The sequence below is a fragment of the Aquabacterium sp. genome (assembly GCF_016195855.1).
Lineage (GTDB): Bacteria > Pseudomonadota > Gammaproteobacteria > Burkholderiales > Burkholderiaceae_C > Aquabacterium.
The window spans coordinates 24,537-39,212 of sequence record NZ_JACPYU010000023.1 but is presented as its reverse complement, the minus strand read 5'-3'; the positions used below and the strand labels follow the sequence as shown (position 1 = coordinate 39,212).

Here is a 14,676-nt window from a genome sequence, read left to right as displayed (position 1 = left end):
TCCTTCGTCTGTCGTCCGCCCAGAAAGGCTTTTGTACATGTCCACGCCTGTCGTTCGCTATCTCGATCCACAAGGGGCCATCCGCTGGGGTGTCGTCTTCGCAGGCGCGATCGCGCCGCTGCCGCAAGCCTACGAGACCACCGCCGACTTCATCTCGAACGGCGGGGCGGCGGCCGCCCGGCTGATGACGGCACAACAGGCCACCACACCCCTGGATGCGGTGACCTTGTTGGCCCCCATCACCAGCAACCAGCAGTTCCTCTGCCAGGGCGTCAACTACGCCAGCCATGTGCGCGAGTCCGGCCTGGACCCGGCTCAGATCCCGTTCAACATGTTCTTCACCAAGGCCTCTTCGAGCCTCACCGGCCCCAACGCCGACGTGAAGCGCCCCGCGCACGTGCAGCTGCTGGACTATGAGATCGAACTGGGCCTGGTCATCGGCCGCCCGATCACGAACGCAGTGAGCGTGGCGCCTGATCGCCTGCATGAATGGCTGGCCGGCGTGACCATCGTCAACGACGTGTCCGCGCGTGACGTCCAGCTGCCGCAAGGCCAGTTCTACAAGGGCAAGAGCTACCGCGGCTTCGGCCCGGTCGGCCCCTACCTCTTGCTGCTGGAGCCGCAGGAGTGGCTGCGCTGGCCGCAACTGCACATGCGGCTGATGGTGAACGGCCAGCTCCGGCAGGACGCCTATTGCGACGAGATGATCTACAAGCCCCACCAGACCTTGTCCGAGTATTCGGCGCTGCAGGACCTGATGCCAGGCGACCTGATCGCCACAGGCACGCCGGCGGGTTGCGCCGCACGCGCACCGGGGCGCTTGCAGATGCTGGCGGCCAAGGTGTTGCTGTCGGAGCGCAAGAAGTGGCAGATCTTCGTCAAGCGCGGCGGGAGCGACCCCGCCTTCCTGAAACCCCATGACGTGATGACCTTGTCGATCCGAACCGACGATGGTGCGCTCGACCTGGGCGAGCAATGCAGCAAGGTGGTGGCAGCATGAGCACCTTGCCTGCATCGGTTGACGTGCTGGTGGTGGGCTTCGGGCCTGCCGGGGCCACCATGGCCAACCTGCTGGGCCGCTACGGCGTGCGCACGCTGGTGGTGGACCGTGCGGCAGACATCTTCACGGCACCACGGGCCATCGCCCTGGACAACGAAGCCCTGCGTGTCTTGCAGCTCGCCGGCTTGCAGGAGCATGACTTCGAGACGATCGCCATCCCGCATGTGCAAATGCACTGCCCGGTGTTTGGCCGCTATTCGCGTGCCAATACCGCCGGGCAGCTGGATGGGCACCCCAAGCTCGTGACCTTCTACCAGCCCGAGTTGGAAGCCGTCCTGCGTGCGCGCCTGGCGGGCAGCGGGCACGTGCAGGTGGCCACACAGACCGAGTTGATGGACTTCACGCAGGATGCATCCGGTGTGCAAGCGCGGCTGCGCCATGCGGATGGCAGCGAGCAGGTCGTGCAGGCCAGGTACATGGTCGGCGTCGATGGCGCCAGCTCATTCGTGCGCGGCAAGCTGGGCCTGGAATTCACAGGCAAGACCTTCCAGCAAGATTGGCTCATCGTCGACGCCAAGAACGTGGCCAAACAGATCGACCATGTCGAGTTCATCTGCGACCCCCATCGCCCCACGCCGCACATGGTGGCCCCCGGCGGGCGTCAGCGCTGGGAGTTCATGCTGCGCCCCGGTGAGACACGCGAGCAGATGGAGCAGCCCGATGCCGTGCGCCGCCTGCTCGCACCCTGGGCGCAACTGCAGGACATCGAGATCGAGCGCATCGCCGTCTACCGCTTCCATGCACGCCTGGCCAAGGCATTCCAGAAGGGCCGCGTCTTCCTGGCTGGTGATGCCGCCCACCTGACGCCGCCCTTTGTCGGCCAGGGCCTGGTGGCCGGCTTGCGCGACGTGGCCAACCTCAGCTGGAAGCTGGCCTGGGTCTGCCATGGCCGGGCCAGCCCCGCCTTGCTGGAGAGCTACACGGCCGAGCGACGCCCGCATGCCAAGGCCATGATCGACCTGGCCTTGCTGATGGGCAGGCTGGTGATGCCCACCAACAAGCTGGCGGCTGTTGCCATCCATGGTTTCGTGCGCCTGATGCAATACGTCAAGCCTGCACGGCGCCTGATCGAGGACCTGCAGATCAAGCCCAAGCCCGCGTTCAAGGCGGGCGTGTTTGCCCCCCGTTGCAGCGGCTCGCCGCTGTTGCGCGGCGGCCTGATGGCGCAGTCATGGGTACGCCGTGGCCAGGAAGCCCCCGTGCTGAGCGACGAAGCACTGGGCCCCCATTTGACGCTGCTGGGCTTTGGCGTCGATCCGCTCACGCATCTCGACGCCGAGCTGCGCCGCCGCTGGACAAACGCCGGAGGACGCAGCGTCCAGTTCACCCACCGCGGCCAGGCGCTCAACCTGGGCCAGGCCACCGAGGTCTGGGAAGACCTGACCCAAGCCCTGGTACCGGGCCTGGCGCCGGTGGGGTGGCTGGCCGTGGTGCGCCCTGATCGCACCATCCTGCACGACGGCCCCGCCACCGACGTGAACCGCCTGGTGCGCGAAAGCCTGGCCTTGCTCGGCGCTGCAGAGACGGTCGGCCCCAAGGGCCATGCGCTCCCCCAACAATCGAAGTGGCATGTGGTTTAAATGAAGACTTACCAGGACAAAGTGATCTGGATCACCGGGGCCTCGTCGGGCATCGGCGAAGCCCTGGCCTACGAGCTGGCCCAAAGCGGCGCCAAGCTGATCTTGAGTGCACGCCGCGCCGATGCGCTGGAAGCCGTGAAGGCCCGCTGCGCACGCCCACAGGCGCATCTGGTGCTGCCGATGGACATGACCCAGGTCGCGTGCTTTGCCGACAAGACGGCCGAGGTGCTCGCACGCTTTGGCCACATCGACATGCTGATCAACAACGCCGGCGTCAGCCAGCGCTCGCTGGTCAAGGACACGGCCCTGGCGGTCGACCGCCAGATCATGGAGCTCGACTTCTTCGGGCCCGTGGCCCTGGTCAAGGCCGTGCTGCCGCACATGCTGGCGCGCCAATCGGGGCAGCTCGTGGCGGTGTCGTCGGTGGCGGGGCTGGTGGCCACGCCTTACCGCTCGGCCTATGCCGCAGCCAAGCACGCGATGGTGGGCTTCCACGATGCGTTGCGCGCCGAGGTGCACGCGGCAGGCCTGCAGGTATCGGTGCTCTGCCCGGGCTTTGTGCGCACCAACGTCACACGTGCGGCACTGACCGGTGACGGCACCACGCATGACCGCATGGACGGCCTGCACGACGCCTCGATGAGTGCCCCCGCCTTCGCGGCGAAGGCCGTGCGCGCACTGGCCCGCGGGCAGGGGCGCATCGTGATCGCCAAACGCGAGAAGTGGGCGGTGTACCTGGGGCGGCTCTCGCCCGCCTTGCTGGCGCGGGTCATGCGCCAGGCCCGGGTTTTCTGAACACCATCAAAGGCACAGCCATGGCAAGACCAACACGCCAACCCGCGACCGCCGTGGTCACAGGCGGCTCCTCCGGCATCGGCCGCGCGTTCGTCGCCGAGCTGCATCGAACAGGCTGGCAGGTGGTGACCTGCGGCCGTGACGCCAGCAAACTGGCGGCCCTTGAAAAGGCTTACCCCGGCATCCGCACGCACGTTTGCGATGTCAGCGACAAGGCTTCGGTGATGGCTTTTGCCGATGCCGTTCTGGCCGCGCACCCCGAAGTCAGGCTGCTGGTGAACAACGCGGGCGGCCTGCGCGAAATCGACTTCAATCGGCCCGATCTGCTCTCGCAGGATCTGACCCAGGAGTTGCGCGCCAACCTGGAGGGCGCCATCCACATGACAGCGAGCTTCCTGCCCGCGCTGCGCGCCGCGGCACCGGCCAACATCATCATGATGAGCTCGGGCTACGGCCTGGCACCGGCCACGCGCGCCCCGCTGTACTCGGCCTCCAAGGCCGGCCTGCGCAGCTTCACCAAAGCCCTGCGGCGCCAACTTGTCGGCCAGGGCATCACCATCACGGACGTGGCGCCACCCGCCGTGGACACACCCGCCACCGCCCACTACCAGGCAGACAAGCTGACGCCGGAGCACGTTGTGACAGTGGCGTTGAATGGGGCCAAAGCGGGGCGCAGCGAGGTGTACCCGGGCAAGGCCCGGTGGCTACCGTTGTTGTTGCGCCTGGCACCGCAAGTGGCTGAGCGTTTGGTCAGCAAGACTTGAAGGGGATGCCATCAGCCACAACGGCATGCGATCGGCTGGCGCTGCTGGTCGCGGACGCCGTTCACGCCGGGAAGTAGTGGTCGACGTCCAGCGCCTTGATGCCCGACGGATGCGCCTGCGACGCGTAGTTGCGGACCTTGGGGTCGTCGTGGGCGCGGCAGTTGACGTAGCGATAGCTCGCGCGCAGGCGCGGCAGCGCTTCGCCGAAGACGTCGGCGCAGACCTGGCACTGCCGCTTGCACCCGTACAGCGCCAGCGTGCCGCGGACGCTGTCCGGCACCCGGGACAGCGCGGCCAGCAGCTTCTGCTCCGCGTGCTCGTTGTCGCCGGAGCCACCCTTGCCTTCATAGCTGCCGGTCACGAACACGATGCCAGAAACCGGCGGCTTGCCGCCTGAGCCGAGCGAGTAACCGGCCGGTGCACCTGTGCCCGTCGTCGGAAGATCCATGGCGTCGGGGTACGCAACCTCACGCGCGTCGCCCTTGTCGTCCAGGCCCGCCAGCTCGAACAGCAGCGTCTCGGCTGGTGAAGCGGGCGGCACGAACATTTCGTCGCGGCCGTTGCGGCGGCGCTTGAACACGCGCGACTGGAAGGCGTCGACGTGCTCGACCAGCGCCTCGGGCGTACCGATGCGCAGCTTATCGAGGATCTTCTTCTGCAGCTGCGAGTCGGCGTCGTCGTTGTTGGCGATCCACAAGGCGTCGCGCACGAACAGGATCTGCGTCTCCTGGTTCTGGCCGCCGCCGGCCAGCGCGCCAGTGCCGGCCCGGTTGGTGAGATAGCGCATGTCGCCGTCTGCCTGGACGCGCGAGCACGCGAGATTGAGGTACAGCGCAACTTGGTTCATCGAATAGGCCATGGGTGTCCTCCTTGGATAAATGTATTCGCCGATGCTAGCTTGCCCAGGAGCAGATGGTCGCCAAAGACCGTTCCTGGCCGGCAAGGCCAGTTTGTGAACAGATCCGATTGTTGAATTTCGTTGGCGAGAGTTCAAACAGCGAACGTCAGTTCTCGGGCGCTGCTGCGTGCTCACGCTCCAGGCCAGGAGCGGACTTAGGTGAAAGCCAGCTTTCGAGGGGCCGATTCAAGACCCCTTCGCGTGCAACCGTCGTACATTCGTATTGGGAGGGGTGCAGACACATGGAAGACGAGAACTTCGAAGCCGAGTATGCCGCTGAGGCGGCAGAAGAAGAAGCCGATCGCCAACGCAAGGCTGAGCCGCCACCCGTCCTGGATCACGCCGAATTCCTCACTTGGCGCTCACCGCGCACGGTACAAAAAGGGCCAGCCCGTCTCGACAATCCACTCTGGCATTGGCTTGTGAGAACGCGTCACTCAGCGTACAGCGCTAACAATGCATTTGACGGACCATCGGCTTTCGATGCAGGCCCGATGTGGTGCTTCGATCGAATGGGTATGAGCAAAACGATGCTCCCTAATGGTCGCGTCATATACATCGGTGGAGAGCACGAAGACCACTACGATCCGGATTTTTTCATCTACAACGACGTCGTTGTGGTCGATACCGATGGATCGATCGCGGTATACGGCTACGCGCGAGAAGAGTTCCCTCCTACGGATTTTCACAGCGCAACGCTTGTCGGTAAGGCCATTTTCATCGTCGGCTGTCTGGGGCATCCGGAACAACGTGTCGAGGGACATACCCCGGTGTTTCGCCTCGACCTCGAAACGATGATCATCACCCCCGTCGAAACCAGCGGAGAGGCCCCTGGATGGATCCACCGACACTCAGCGGAGCTTGACGCTGACGGGTGTTCGGTCGTCGTTCGTGGCGGCGAACTCTGGCTTGGGCCGAGCCACAGCTTGCAGGAGAACATCGACGCATGGTCTCTGGATGTGGCGAACGGACATTGGACAAGGCTCAGTCAGCTCGATTGGCAGCGTTGGACAATGATGCGAGTCGATCGCAAGCCCAATCGCCTTTGGGACATCCGTCAGGAACTTTGGCGCCACGAGCACGGATGGGAGGGGCAGCAGAGCTATTGGAACCATGACGATGAGCCAGACTTCGAGGCACTGGCCGCGCTCTACCGGCTTGACGCTGGGGGCCCTGCGCCTGAGAAGGGGGCGGATTACAACGTCTACCGGGTCGTCATCGACGGTGTGGTCGTGAAGTTCACTGAAGAGCGATGGCAGGTGCACGCCATCGTCGAAGGCCGTTTATCCGATCGGCGCCTCGCCGATCTTCGGCGCACGACGCTGGCGCTACTGCAGCGACTCGATGCAAGCGACTGGGAAATAGAAGCCACTGTCCACAGCTCGTTGCTACAGAGCCGCTGCCTGCATTAGGGATGTAGCACACGCAGCCTCAACTACCTGCTCAGCGATGCCTCGTGAATGGCTCGCGTTTAGGTCGAAGGTGGCCACTTGCACTGGACCAGATCCGTTGGAGTGGACGAGGCTGTGGCGCACGCTCGTGAGTTTGGCGCCGCGTGCAAGCGAATAGCTGACATGCGAGTGCTTCATTCAGTGAGGACCGGCGGGCCAGCCCTAGGCATTGAGAACTGCAAGCACATCCGTCAGCGCCGCACCAAGCCTGCTGGCCAGAGAGTCGATGTACTGCCGAGGCGCACCATGTTCCTTGAGCCGCTTTTGCCGCTTCTGAGCCTCCAGCGTGAGCGGGAAAGCGTGCGCGCAGGAACCGGCGCGCTTCAAGCGCGCCTCACGAGATCGTCCGTATGCAATATCAGTTCCCTTGGCGATCAAGGCCTCGCGGAGTCACTTGGTCGAACCTATGGTCGTGCCCCCAGCGATGACAATTCGCTTCAGTTCGTCTTTGACAAGGCCTTCAATGAAGGCCTTGTTCAAATCGATCAGCGTGTCGTCCCAGATCTTCGTCGAAGCTGTCAGCGGGTAGTGCAGCGCTCAATAAGCGATGGTTGCTTGAGCTCGACCCACGGCACGTTTGCGCGTACCAGCTCTCTGAGGATGCTCTTCAGAGCATCTAGGCTGCCCGACTCGGCAGCCAGAGTCGTGCCAGCAGCGTCGAATTCTGCATTCCGCATTCCGCATCCACGTGCTCACGGGCATTTATGCCCGTGAGCATACATCATTTTCACCCAGGCAAGCTGTACGTCAAGCACGTCTGTGCTACTGGTCATATATGACCAGTAGCATAATTGCTTTTTTGGGCGAAGTCAAGGGGCACTGATGATCGATACGCCCTTGACAGATAGTGCATTTTGTGAAATGCTGGCGAGCATATATGCTCGCCAGCACAGGCAGAAAGATTGAAGCCGTGGCTACACGAATTCAGATAGCTAAATCGGACATAGTGGGGTACTTTGAGAACGAGCTTCCTCATGTACTCACTAGAACAGATATTGCGAGGGCACTTAGGGAGAAGCGCGCATTCTGGCGGTTGGCACAGAACACTACATTGACCGCCTTCATTCGTTTTCTGACTGAAAAAACTAAGCTCCGGGAAGTCAGATTTCCATTCCCTACTCACCCAGCTTCAGGATTTGTGTGGGGTGAAGTCCCTCTATTGCAGTTATTACATGACTTGATATATGAAAGTTATTACAGCCATTACACGGCAATGAGACTTCATGGCCTGACAGAGCAGGTGCCTAAAACTATATATATAACGCAAGAGAAGCGCAGCGGATCAGATATCTATTCCACCCACTATGATGATTTTGAGCAGGTGGCCATCGACTCCGCGTTCAGCAAGGCTCCACGGATCTCCACAAACCAAATTTCATACAAAAACTATCGCATTACCCTTCTGGCCGGCGCATATCGTGCTGCCCAGGGAATAATGGCGTCTCGCGTAAATTATGGGGATCAAGAGGACTTGAACATTAAATACACAACCATCGAACGGACTTTGATTGATATTGTGGTGCGTCCATTCTACGCAGGGGGAGTATTTGAGGTTGCAAAGGCATTCGAGAACGCCAAGGGTCGTATCTCAGTGAATAAAATGGCGGCTTTATACGAAAATCTGGGGTTTGGTTACCCTTATCATCAGGCAATAGGCTATTACTTAGAAAGAGCTGGCTATAAAAAGAGTGTTGTTGAGCTCTTCGAGGCTATGCCAATGAATAGAAATTTTTATCTTACCCACAACATGGGTAAATCCTCTTGGGTAGCCAAATGGCACTTATTCGTTCCAGATGGGTTCTAAGAGTTGCACTTTCGATTGCACAAAATCGAAGTAGTAATCAAAAGTCTGAAGTTCTTTGTCTGCTTTGACTGTAGCTTGAACCTGGGCAAAGCCCTCTTTGTGAAGATGACGCATTTCCTCTATACGAATAAGAAAATTGAGCGGTACCTTCTTGATTTTGAACATTTCCTTAATAATTCTATGAGCAGATGGAGAACCAAGATCGACATTACAATTATTTATCAACACTTCTATATCAACGAAATCTCTAGCCCGATTTCGCACCATTGATCGTACAATCTTTGCATAATCAGGTGTTTGTTGGCAAATTGCCCTGAGCTTCTCGCAGACGATCATCTCAGGCGTGTAAACATACAGCGCGTAACCTTCTAGCTTTGTTCGCAACTTGTCTTCAGTGTATTCGTGCGGGCTAACGTCTATTTCGAATTTAGTGCCCTCGCCTAGTTGCACAGCTTCTCGTTGCATTTGGCGAAGGTCGAAATTTAAGCTGTTAGCTCTCTCCGTTGCAATGAGTTTGAAATTTATTGAATACCCCCCCCAGAAGGATTTCAATTCATCAGACAAATTTCCAGGCTTTTTAGTCATTCGCACATCGAAGGCGAAATAACCTTCATTTGCAAACGTCGTCCGAAGCGTACCTTCAATCGTCGTTCGTACGGTCTCGATATCCCCCTCAAAGTCGTCAGCCATTGAGAAGTCGAGATCCACCGAGGCGCGACTACTGACCTTGTGTATTAGATCCATGGCATTGCCGCCTTTCAGCACCAACTGATCAAGAAGGTCGTCATCCGACACCATGGCGACAACAGCAAGCCGTTTGATCTTGTCTAGCTTTTCACCGTCCGCTGTTTCTGCTGCTTGACCTTGTCCCATGCGGCCTCCGTTTATCAATCCATGACCAATGCCGAACTGGCCTCATGGTAACGGAGAGAAAGTCGCTTACCGGATCGTCAGCCTCGGCGCTCTGATCGCCGACGATTGGCTAAGCCCAAATTACAACTGACGGTAACCGCCGCCAAGCACTCATTCGACATAGCGCACCAACCGACCGCAATGGATTCGATACAAGTCCATTCTGGGATTTCCCATGCAGCCATGAACGGTCGTTCAGTCGCTTCGGTGCGCATCAAAGCAATGAGCAGTGCCATTGAAAGACAGTCAAGGGTGTTCTTTCACTCTTGTTGCGCCCATGACCATCACCTGCTTCATCCGCTATCAGATCGATCCATTCCAACTGGCGGCCTTCCGCCATTACGCAGAAGCCTGGGGCCGCATCATTCCTCGCTGTGGCGGCCATCTGGTGGGCTACTTTCTCCCGCACGAAGGCAGCAATGACGTGGCCTGGGGTTTGATCAGCTTTGACAGCATGGCAGCGTACGAGCGCTACCGCGCCGCGCTCAAAGCCGACGACGAGGGGCGGCTCAATTTCGAGATGGCGCAATCCTTGCGTTTCATTCTTCGCGAAGAGCGAACCTGGCTGGAGGGCATTGCGTCCACACTGAATCAAGCTCGCGAGGTGGTGCCATGATTGCGGTCATCTTCGAGCTGGAGCCCCGTGCGGATCTGGCACCGCGCTATTTCGAATTGGCCGATGAGCTGAAAGGCTCACTCACGAACGTTGAAGGCTTCATGTCCATCGAACGCTTCGAGAGCCTCACCCAACCGGGTCGATACCTGTCCTTGAGTTTCTGGCAAGACGAGCAGGCGGTGCAGAGCTGGCGCAATCAGCAGGCGCATAGGATGGCCCAACACGAAGGGCGGTCGCAGATCTTCTCTGATTACCGATTGCGTGTGGCCAACGTGATCAGGGACTATGGCTTGTCGAGCCGTGGGCAAGCGCCATCTGACTCGCTGGATGCTTTACGCTGATGGCATGACGCGTACAGCACATGAACCTCGTATCGCCCGGGTTGCCGCCATGGTCGCTGACCCGGCCCGGTCATTGATGCTGGCCTATCTGCTATCTGGTGAATGGGCCAGCGCGGGTGAATTGGCGACGGCCGCATCCGTCACGCCTGCAACGGCAAGCGGGCATTTGTCCAAGTTGCTTGAGGCCGGCCTGCTCGTATGCCAAGCCAGAGGCCGGCACCGCTATTACCAGTTGGCTGATCAAGATGTGGCGCATGCTCTTGAGGCGCTTGCCGTGGTGGCAGAGCGCTCTATCCACGAGCGCATGTGGGAGCACCCAACACGCAAGCGCCTGCGGTTTGCGCGGTGCTGTTATGGGCATTTGGCTGGGCAGTTGGGTGTCAGCGTGTTGACGGCATTGCATGGGCAAGGGGGGCTGAAGGCAAACCGGGATGGGTATGAACTCACACCTGCAGGTCTGGCATGGCTGAGCAAGATGGATCTGCAGCCAAAGGCGCCCTCGTCCGGACGGCGCTTCGCTTACCCCTGCCTAGACTGGTCAGAGAGGAAGGATCACCTGGCTGGTCAACTTGCGGATGAGTTGCTTCAACACTTCATCCAGAAGGCCTGGGTCAGACGGGTTGATGGACGGGCACTCGACTTGACACCACTGGGCATTCAGGCGCTGTTGCCTATGCTCCTCACGCCAGCGGCCCACAACGCTTGAGTGGTCTGCAGCCAGGGAGCTGGCACTTCCTTCATGCGAATTGCGCACTTTGTCAGTTGCTAGGGAAGGCCGGATCCTGAAACGGCGCAAACACACCAATCCCGGCCGGGCCACACCCTAAGTGCGTACCAAGCAGCGCGCGAAAAGAGGGAACCTGCTGCGCCGTCAACCAAAACTGATCGAAGGTCACTTTGGAGTTGGCCATTTTCGCATTCAGGCTCAGTTCCTCCGTGCCTCCGCAAACATGCGCGCCACCAACCGGTGGTCGAGTAGTGTCCCAATCGCGATTGGGCAACGCCACATGACATGTGCGACACGACCTCGCGATCACCTGACGATAAAAGTTTGGCGCAGTGGCGCTATCAGCTGAAGCTGCTGCCAGCGCACCAGTGGGCCTCCAGCCACTTGGTATATAGCTCTCATCGAGGTTGCTGTTCACGAAGCGGTTTGGACTGTCGGCGTACCAGCCGTCTATCAAGCTCATGATCGCAGTGCCGGCGACGTTCGAGCCTGAGAAGTCGGCTTCAATATCGCGGACAAGGTAATTCATCTGCTTTAGTGCTAACTGCTGATCAGCCTTTCTCAGGCCAGCCGTTGGTGAGAAGTTGTAGTTCCCCAGATCGAAGGGCAGGAAGCGAGCTTCGATGCTGGCAGAGGGCCCGTTACTGTCGGCCGTGATGGGAAAGGTGGTTCGCGGAAACTTGCCGGTGTAACCGGAGCCACCGTGGCACACAACGCAGGACCCTGGCACGTACTTCTCCCCTCGCCCATCAAGGTTCACCGACGTGATGAGATTGCCTCCCGGCCCGAAAACGTAGAACTTGGTGAATGATCTATAGGAGCCGATGGTTGGGTCGAAATTTGTCCCTTCGGTGGCTGAGTAGTCCATAGCAACGCAAGCCACCAAGTTCTTACCCGCGCGAGCGCCCGCGATCGCAGCCAGCACATCATTCTCCGACGTGCTCCGAGGCTTCGGGTAGTTGCATACATAGAACGCAAAATCACGACTGTTGTTCTTGACGGCATGCATGTCACGCACCAAGTTCAGGTCTACTCTGTTGACGTAGGTAGCCCGCAGTTCCGGACTCGTACCGTCGTAAGGCGCGAGCTTGCGCATGCGCTTCCATTCGTCAAACTTCAGTGCGTTCGGCGGCAGCTCACCCCTCACACCACAACTCGGGGTGGCGCCAATCGCGAGGTAGTAGGCGCAGGCGCTGTCGCCCGTGTCGATGCCTTTGTAGGTTAGGAATTGGTCACTCCGAGGCACATTGTTTGACGTCGCCCCGGCGTCGTCGACAACAGCCGATCCGACAGCTTGCCCGTTGGCGGTCGCTGAAATTGCAGAAACGACGGGCGGACGGTTGCTAAGGGTGACAGAGACCTCGACATGTTCAGTGGGATTTTGCAAGCGATCCACCGGGACAGGTACATCCACTCTGATGCCTTCGCAAACGACCGTCATTTGCGGCGCCAGTGTTGTTCCAAGTGGGATACGGAGCGCGTAGTCCCCATAGGCATTTACCTGGGTGGTCATGCCAGCGTAGATAACGGTTGGCGCGATGGCCTTGCCTTTGTATTCGCTGATCAAACCGCAAAGGGCACCGCCCTGGAGATTGATGTGTCCATATAACCTGAACAGCTCCTCATCCGAAGGCACAATCTTCTGGATCCACAAAGAGTCCTTGCCAGTCGTCCATTCACCCTGCGCGTGTCGCCATGTACCAATTGGCAACTTTGGAAATCGAACGTCGCCGTAGAGGTTGGAGTTGTCGCCAATGCTTAGCCCGTTGTATGCGCTTGTGTATGGAAGCGATTGCGCCGTCAACCGTAATTGTTCGCCGGGCAAATAAATGGTACGCCCCACCGCGCTTGTACCGAAGGTTCGAACAATCGAGAACGTCCCGCGTAATGTGGCGCCCTCGAACGTATCGCGTGTCGCCACGGGGAACATCGACGTCCTAGGATTGGGTATCACCGGTGGGGGCGCTGGCGTTCCAAGCTCCAAGGACAGCGTTCTCTCCACATACCCTCCACGCCCATCTGACACCGTCAGATATGCGAACTGCACGCCGCCCCCCTCTGGCACTGTCCAATTCACGGTGCGGCCCGACGTAGCCGACAGAGTCCCTGCTGTCACCTTCCAATCGTAGGAAAGTGAGTCGCCATCGGGATCCGTGCTGTCAACAGAAAGTGTTGCAGTTAGTGGCCCAACGTACTGCGTAGGTGTCGCAGAACTGGTGTTCGAGGAACCGCCACGGCCCCCACACCCAATGAGTAAAGCCAGACAGAGGCTGGAGAAAACGGGAAACCAGCGCGCCACAAACGTACTTTGTTTCATAGAACCCCCGAACTTTCTCTTCGTGCTTCAGGACCAGAGCCCTAAACAAGCCGGTCGGGACAAAGCGCTGCCGATAGCAGCAATGACCCAGCCCACACACTGCTTGGTCAGTCTACGCTCAGCAGTTAAATATTGCACCCCGCAGGCGACTGGTGACGAGAGGGCACATGAGAGCGCCCTCCAAAGAGCAAGCCCCTACAAGAACCTTCCATTCCTCAACACGGCAAGGCAAGCATCGATAAACTGCTCGACGTCATGGATGGAGAGCAACATGGTCAGCAAGAACACGATCTGCCTGTGGTTCAACGGCACCGCCGAAGAAGCCGCCCGCTTTTACGCCCAGACCTTCCCCGACAGCACCGTGGGCACCATCTTCCGCGCACCGGGCGACTACCCGTCTGGCAAGCAAGGCGACGTGCTGACAGTCGAGTTCACCGTGATGGGCATCCCTTGCCTGGGCTTGAATGGCGGCCCCGCCTTCAAGCACAGCGAGGCCTTCTCGTTCCAGGTGGCCACCGACACACAGGAAGAAACCGACCGCTTGTGGAACGCCATCATCCAGAACGGCGGGCAAGCCAGTGACTGCGGCTGGTGCAAGGACAAGTGGGGCCTGTCGTGGCAGATCACGCCGCGTGCGCTCACCACCGCGATGGCCGACCCCGACCGTGCGGCGGCCAAACGTGTCTTTGAGGCCATGATGACGATGGGCAAGATCGACATCGCGGCCATTGAAGCGGCCCACCGGGGCTGAGCGCTCATCGCGCGGGGCACATCACTCCGCCCGCCTCAAATCCCCCTGCCGGTCTCCGCGCTCAGGTCCACCCGCTGCCCTGTGGCCTCATCCTCAAACGCCATGCGGTTGATCTGCCACTTGCCCAGGTCCTTGACGGCCTCCACATAGGCTTCGCCTTTGCCTTTAGGGCCTTCCACCGAGAACGAGAGGCTGGCATGGCCACTGGGGCCAGACACTTCGATCTTGCCCATGGGTGCACCGGTCACCATGGGTGCGCCCACCATGGTCAGCACCTGCGGGTTGCCCTGCAGGCGGCTTGTGGCCAGCTTGTAGGGCTCACTCGTCTTCAATGCCGAGGCGATCGTGAACATCAGCGCGGCCATCGCCACGATGCCGCCGACCAACACGAGGACACCCCATTTGGCCCATTGGCGTTGCACGCGCTTGAAGTGCTCGACGCTGTCCCAGCGCTTGTTGCGCCAGGCCCAGGCACTGCCTTTGGCACCAAGCAGGAAGAGGACGATGATGTTCGCGAAGGGAACGAACATCAGCAAGGCAATGAAGGTGTTGTTGCCGATGCCCCAGATCCAGTTGAGCAAGAAGGCGCCCCAGTTCCAGCGGTCGATCTCGGCTGGAACGGTTGCGCTTTTGCCTTGCCCTGATGTGTTGGTGTCCATG

14 protein-coding genes are annotated in these 14,676 nt (G+C 59.8%); 10 read left to right on the top strand and 4 right to left on the bottom strand.

Going from position 1 to position 14,676, the window contains the following annotated elements:
* The first annotated feature begins 37 nt into the window (after positions 1 to 37).
* From HY019_RS18850 to HY019_RS18835, 4 genes are read left to right on the top strand one after another with little or no spacing between them, the layout of a single operon-like run.
* Positions 38 to 1,000 (top strand): fumarylacetoacetate hydrolase family protein, encoded by a 963-nt coding sequence (locus HY019_RS18850; RefSeq protein WP_290695123.1) that lies wholly within the window; start codon positions 38 to 40, stop codon positions 998 to 1,000.
* Positions 997 to 2,640: a bifunctional 3-(3-hydroxy-phenyl)propionate/3-hydroxycinnamic acid hydroxylase gene (locus HY019_RS18845; RefSeq protein ID WP_290695121.1), complete on the top strand. Its 1,644-nt coding sequence runs from the start codon at positions 997 to 999 to the stop codon at positions 2,638 to 2,640. The genes HY019_RS18850 and HY019_RS18845 overlap by 4 nt, the downstream gene beginning before the upstream one ends.
* Positions 2,641 to 3,435 (top strand): SDR family oxidoreductase, encoded by a 795-nt coding sequence (locus HY019_RS18840; RefSeq protein ID WP_290695119.1) that lies wholly within the window; start codon positions 2,641 to 2,643, stop codon positions 3,433 to 3,435.
* A 20-nt stretch (positions 3,436 to 3,455) separates the two neighbouring features.
* The gene (locus HY019_RS18835) at positions 3,456 to 4,199 is read left to right on the top strand and encodes an SDR family NAD(P)-dependent oxidoreductase (protein ID WP_290695117.1); all 744 of its coding nucleotides are present in this window, start codon (positions 3,456 to 3,458) and stop codon (positions 4,197 to 4,199) included.
* 61 nt (positions 4,200 to 4,260) lie between these two features.
* On the opposite strand, the gene HY019_RS18830 is transcribed toward HY019_RS18835, so the two are convergent.
* Positions 4,261 to 5,058 (bottom strand): hypothetical protein, encoded by a 798-nt coding sequence (locus HY019_RS18830; RefSeq protein WP_290695116.1) that lies wholly within the window; start codon positions 5,056 to 5,058, stop codon positions 4,261 to 4,263.
* 281 nt (positions 5,059 to 5,339) lie between these two features.
* On the opposite strand from HY019_RS18830, the gene HY019_RS18825 reads away from it, so the two are divergent.
* Both HY019_RS18825 and HY019_RS18820 read left to right on the top strand, forming a co-directional pair.
* Entirely contained in the window at positions 5,340 to 6,509 is a 1,170-nt protein-coding gene (locus HY019_RS18825; RefSeq protein ID WP_290695115.1) for a kelch repeat-containing protein, read from the top strand.
* A gap of 916 nt (positions 6,510 to 7,425) precedes the next feature.
* Positions 7,426 to 8,352 (top strand): hypothetical protein, encoded by a 927-nt coding sequence (locus HY019_RS18820; RefSeq protein WP_290695114.1) that lies wholly within the window; start codon positions 7,426 to 7,428, stop codon positions 8,350 to 8,352.
* Here the strand turns inward: HY019_RS18820 and HY019_RS18815 are convergent.
* Positions 8,329 to 9,225 (bottom strand): nucleotidyl transferase AbiEii/AbiGii toxin family protein, encoded by an 897-nt coding sequence (locus HY019_RS18815; RefSeq protein ID WP_290695112.1) that lies wholly within the window; start codon positions 9,223 to 9,225, stop codon positions 8,329 to 8,331. The two genes, HY019_RS18820 and HY019_RS18815, sit on opposite strands and share 24 nt — an antisense overlap.
* Before the next feature lie 316 nt (positions 9,226 to 9,541).
* On the opposite strand from HY019_RS18815, the gene HY019_RS18810 reads away from it, so the two are divergent.
* From HY019_RS18810 to HY019_RS18800, 3 genes are read left to right on the top strand one after another with little or no spacing between them, the layout of a single operon-like run.
* The gene (locus tag HY019_RS18810; RefSeq protein ID WP_290695110.1) at positions 9,542 to 9,880 is read left to right on the top strand and encodes an NIPSNAP family protein; all 339 of its coding nucleotides are present in this window, start codon (positions 9,542 to 9,544) and stop codon (positions 9,878 to 9,880) included.
* Positions 9,877 to 10,221 carry an antibiotic biosynthesis monooxygenase gene (locus HY019_RS18805; RefSeq protein WP_290695108.1) on the top strand — a complete coding sequence of 115 codons (345 nt, stop codon included), beginning with the start codon at positions 9,877 to 9,879 and terminating at the stop codon, positions 10,219 to 10,221. Before HY019_RS18810 ends, HY019_RS18805 begins: the two co-directional genes overlap by 4 nt.
* Positions 10,208 to 10,927, top strand: coding sequence for a helix-turn-helix transcriptional regulator (locus HY019_RS18800; protein ID WP_290695106.1), 720 nt, complete (start codon positions 10,208 to 10,210; stop codon positions 10,925 to 10,927). The genes HY019_RS18805 and HY019_RS18800 overlap by 14 nt, the downstream gene beginning before the upstream one ends.
* Before the next feature lie 52 nt (positions 10,928 to 10,979).
* On the opposite strand, the gene HY019_RS18795 is transcribed toward HY019_RS18800, so the two are convergent.
* Positions 10,980 to 12,869, bottom strand: a complete 1,890-nt coding sequence (locus HY019_RS18795; RefSeq protein WP_290695104.1) for a hypothetical protein — start codon at positions 12,867 to 12,869, stop codon at positions 10,980 to 10,982.
* 667 nt (positions 12,870 to 13,536) lie between these two features.
* Here HY019_RS18795 and HY019_RS18790 point away from each other — a divergent pair.
* Complete coding sequence (locus HY019_RS18790; protein WP_290695102.1) at positions 13,537 to 14,016, top strand: VOC family protein; 480 nt, start codon at positions 13,537 to 13,539, stop codon at positions 14,014 to 14,016.
* 35 nt (positions 14,017 to 14,051) lie between these two features.
* On the opposite strand, the gene HY019_RS18785 is transcribed toward HY019_RS18790, so the two are convergent.
* Positions 14,052 to 14,675 carry a cytochrome c oxidase assembly factor Coa1 family protein gene (locus tag HY019_RS18785; RefSeq protein WP_290695100.1) on the bottom strand — a complete coding sequence of 208 codons (624 nt, stop codon included), beginning with the start codon at positions 14,673 to 14,675 and terminating at the stop codon, positions 14,052 to 14,054.
* Position 14,676 lies beyond the last annotated feature (1 nt).

Excerpts from the sequence above, each read along its gene's own strand:
- HY019_RS18850 (WP_290695123.1), top strand. The coding sequence starts at position 38 with ATGTCCACGCCTGTCGTTCGCTATCTCGATCCACAAGGGGCCATCCGC.
- HY019_RS18845 (WP_290695121.1), top strand. The coding sequence starts at position 997 with ATGAGCACCTTGCCTGCATCGGTTGACGTGCTGGTGGTGGGCTTCGGG.
- HY019_RS18840 (WP_290695119.1), top strand. The coding sequence starts at position 2,641 with ATGAAGACTTACCAGGACAAAGTGATCTGGATCACCGGGGCCTCGTCG.
- HY019_RS18835 (WP_290695117.1), top strand. The coding sequence starts at position 3,456 with ATGGCAAGACCAACACGCCAACCCGCGACCGCCGTGGTCACAGGCGGC.
- HY019_RS18830 (WP_290695116.1), bottom strand. The coding sequence starts at position 5,058 with ATGGCCTATTCGATGAACCAAGTTGCGCTGTACCTCAATCTCGCGTGC.
- HY019_RS18825 (WP_290695115.1), top strand. The coding sequence starts at position 5,340 with ATGGAAGACGAGAACTTCGAAGCCGAGTATGCCGCTGAGGCGGCAGAA.
- HY019_RS18820 (WP_290695114.1), top strand. The coding sequence starts at position 7,426 with ATGCTCGCCAGCACAGGCAGAAAGATTGAAGCCGTGGCTACACGAATT.
- HY019_RS18815 (WP_290695112.1), bottom strand. The coding sequence starts at position 9,225 with ATGGGACAAGGTCAAGCAGCAGAAACAGCGGACGGTGAAAAGCTAGAC.
- HY019_RS18810 (WP_290695110.1), top strand. The coding sequence starts at position 9,542 with ATGACCATCACCTGCTTCATCCGCTATCAGATCGATCCATTCCAACTG.
- HY019_RS18805 (WP_290695108.1), top strand. The coding sequence starts at position 9,877 with ATGATTGCGGTCATCTTCGAGCTGGAGCCCCGTGCGGATCTGGCACCG.
- HY019_RS18800 (WP_290695106.1), top strand. The coding sequence starts at position 10,208 with ATGCTTTACGCTGATGGCATGACGCGTACAGCACATGAACCTCGTATC.
- HY019_RS18790 (WP_290695102.1), top strand. The coding sequence starts at position 13,537 with ATGGTCAGCAAGAACACGATCTGCCTGTGGTTCAACGGCACCGCCGAA.
- HY019_RS18785 (WP_290695100.1), bottom strand. The coding sequence starts at position 14,675 with ATGGACACCAACACATCAGGGCAAGGCAAAAGCGCAACCGTTCCAGCC.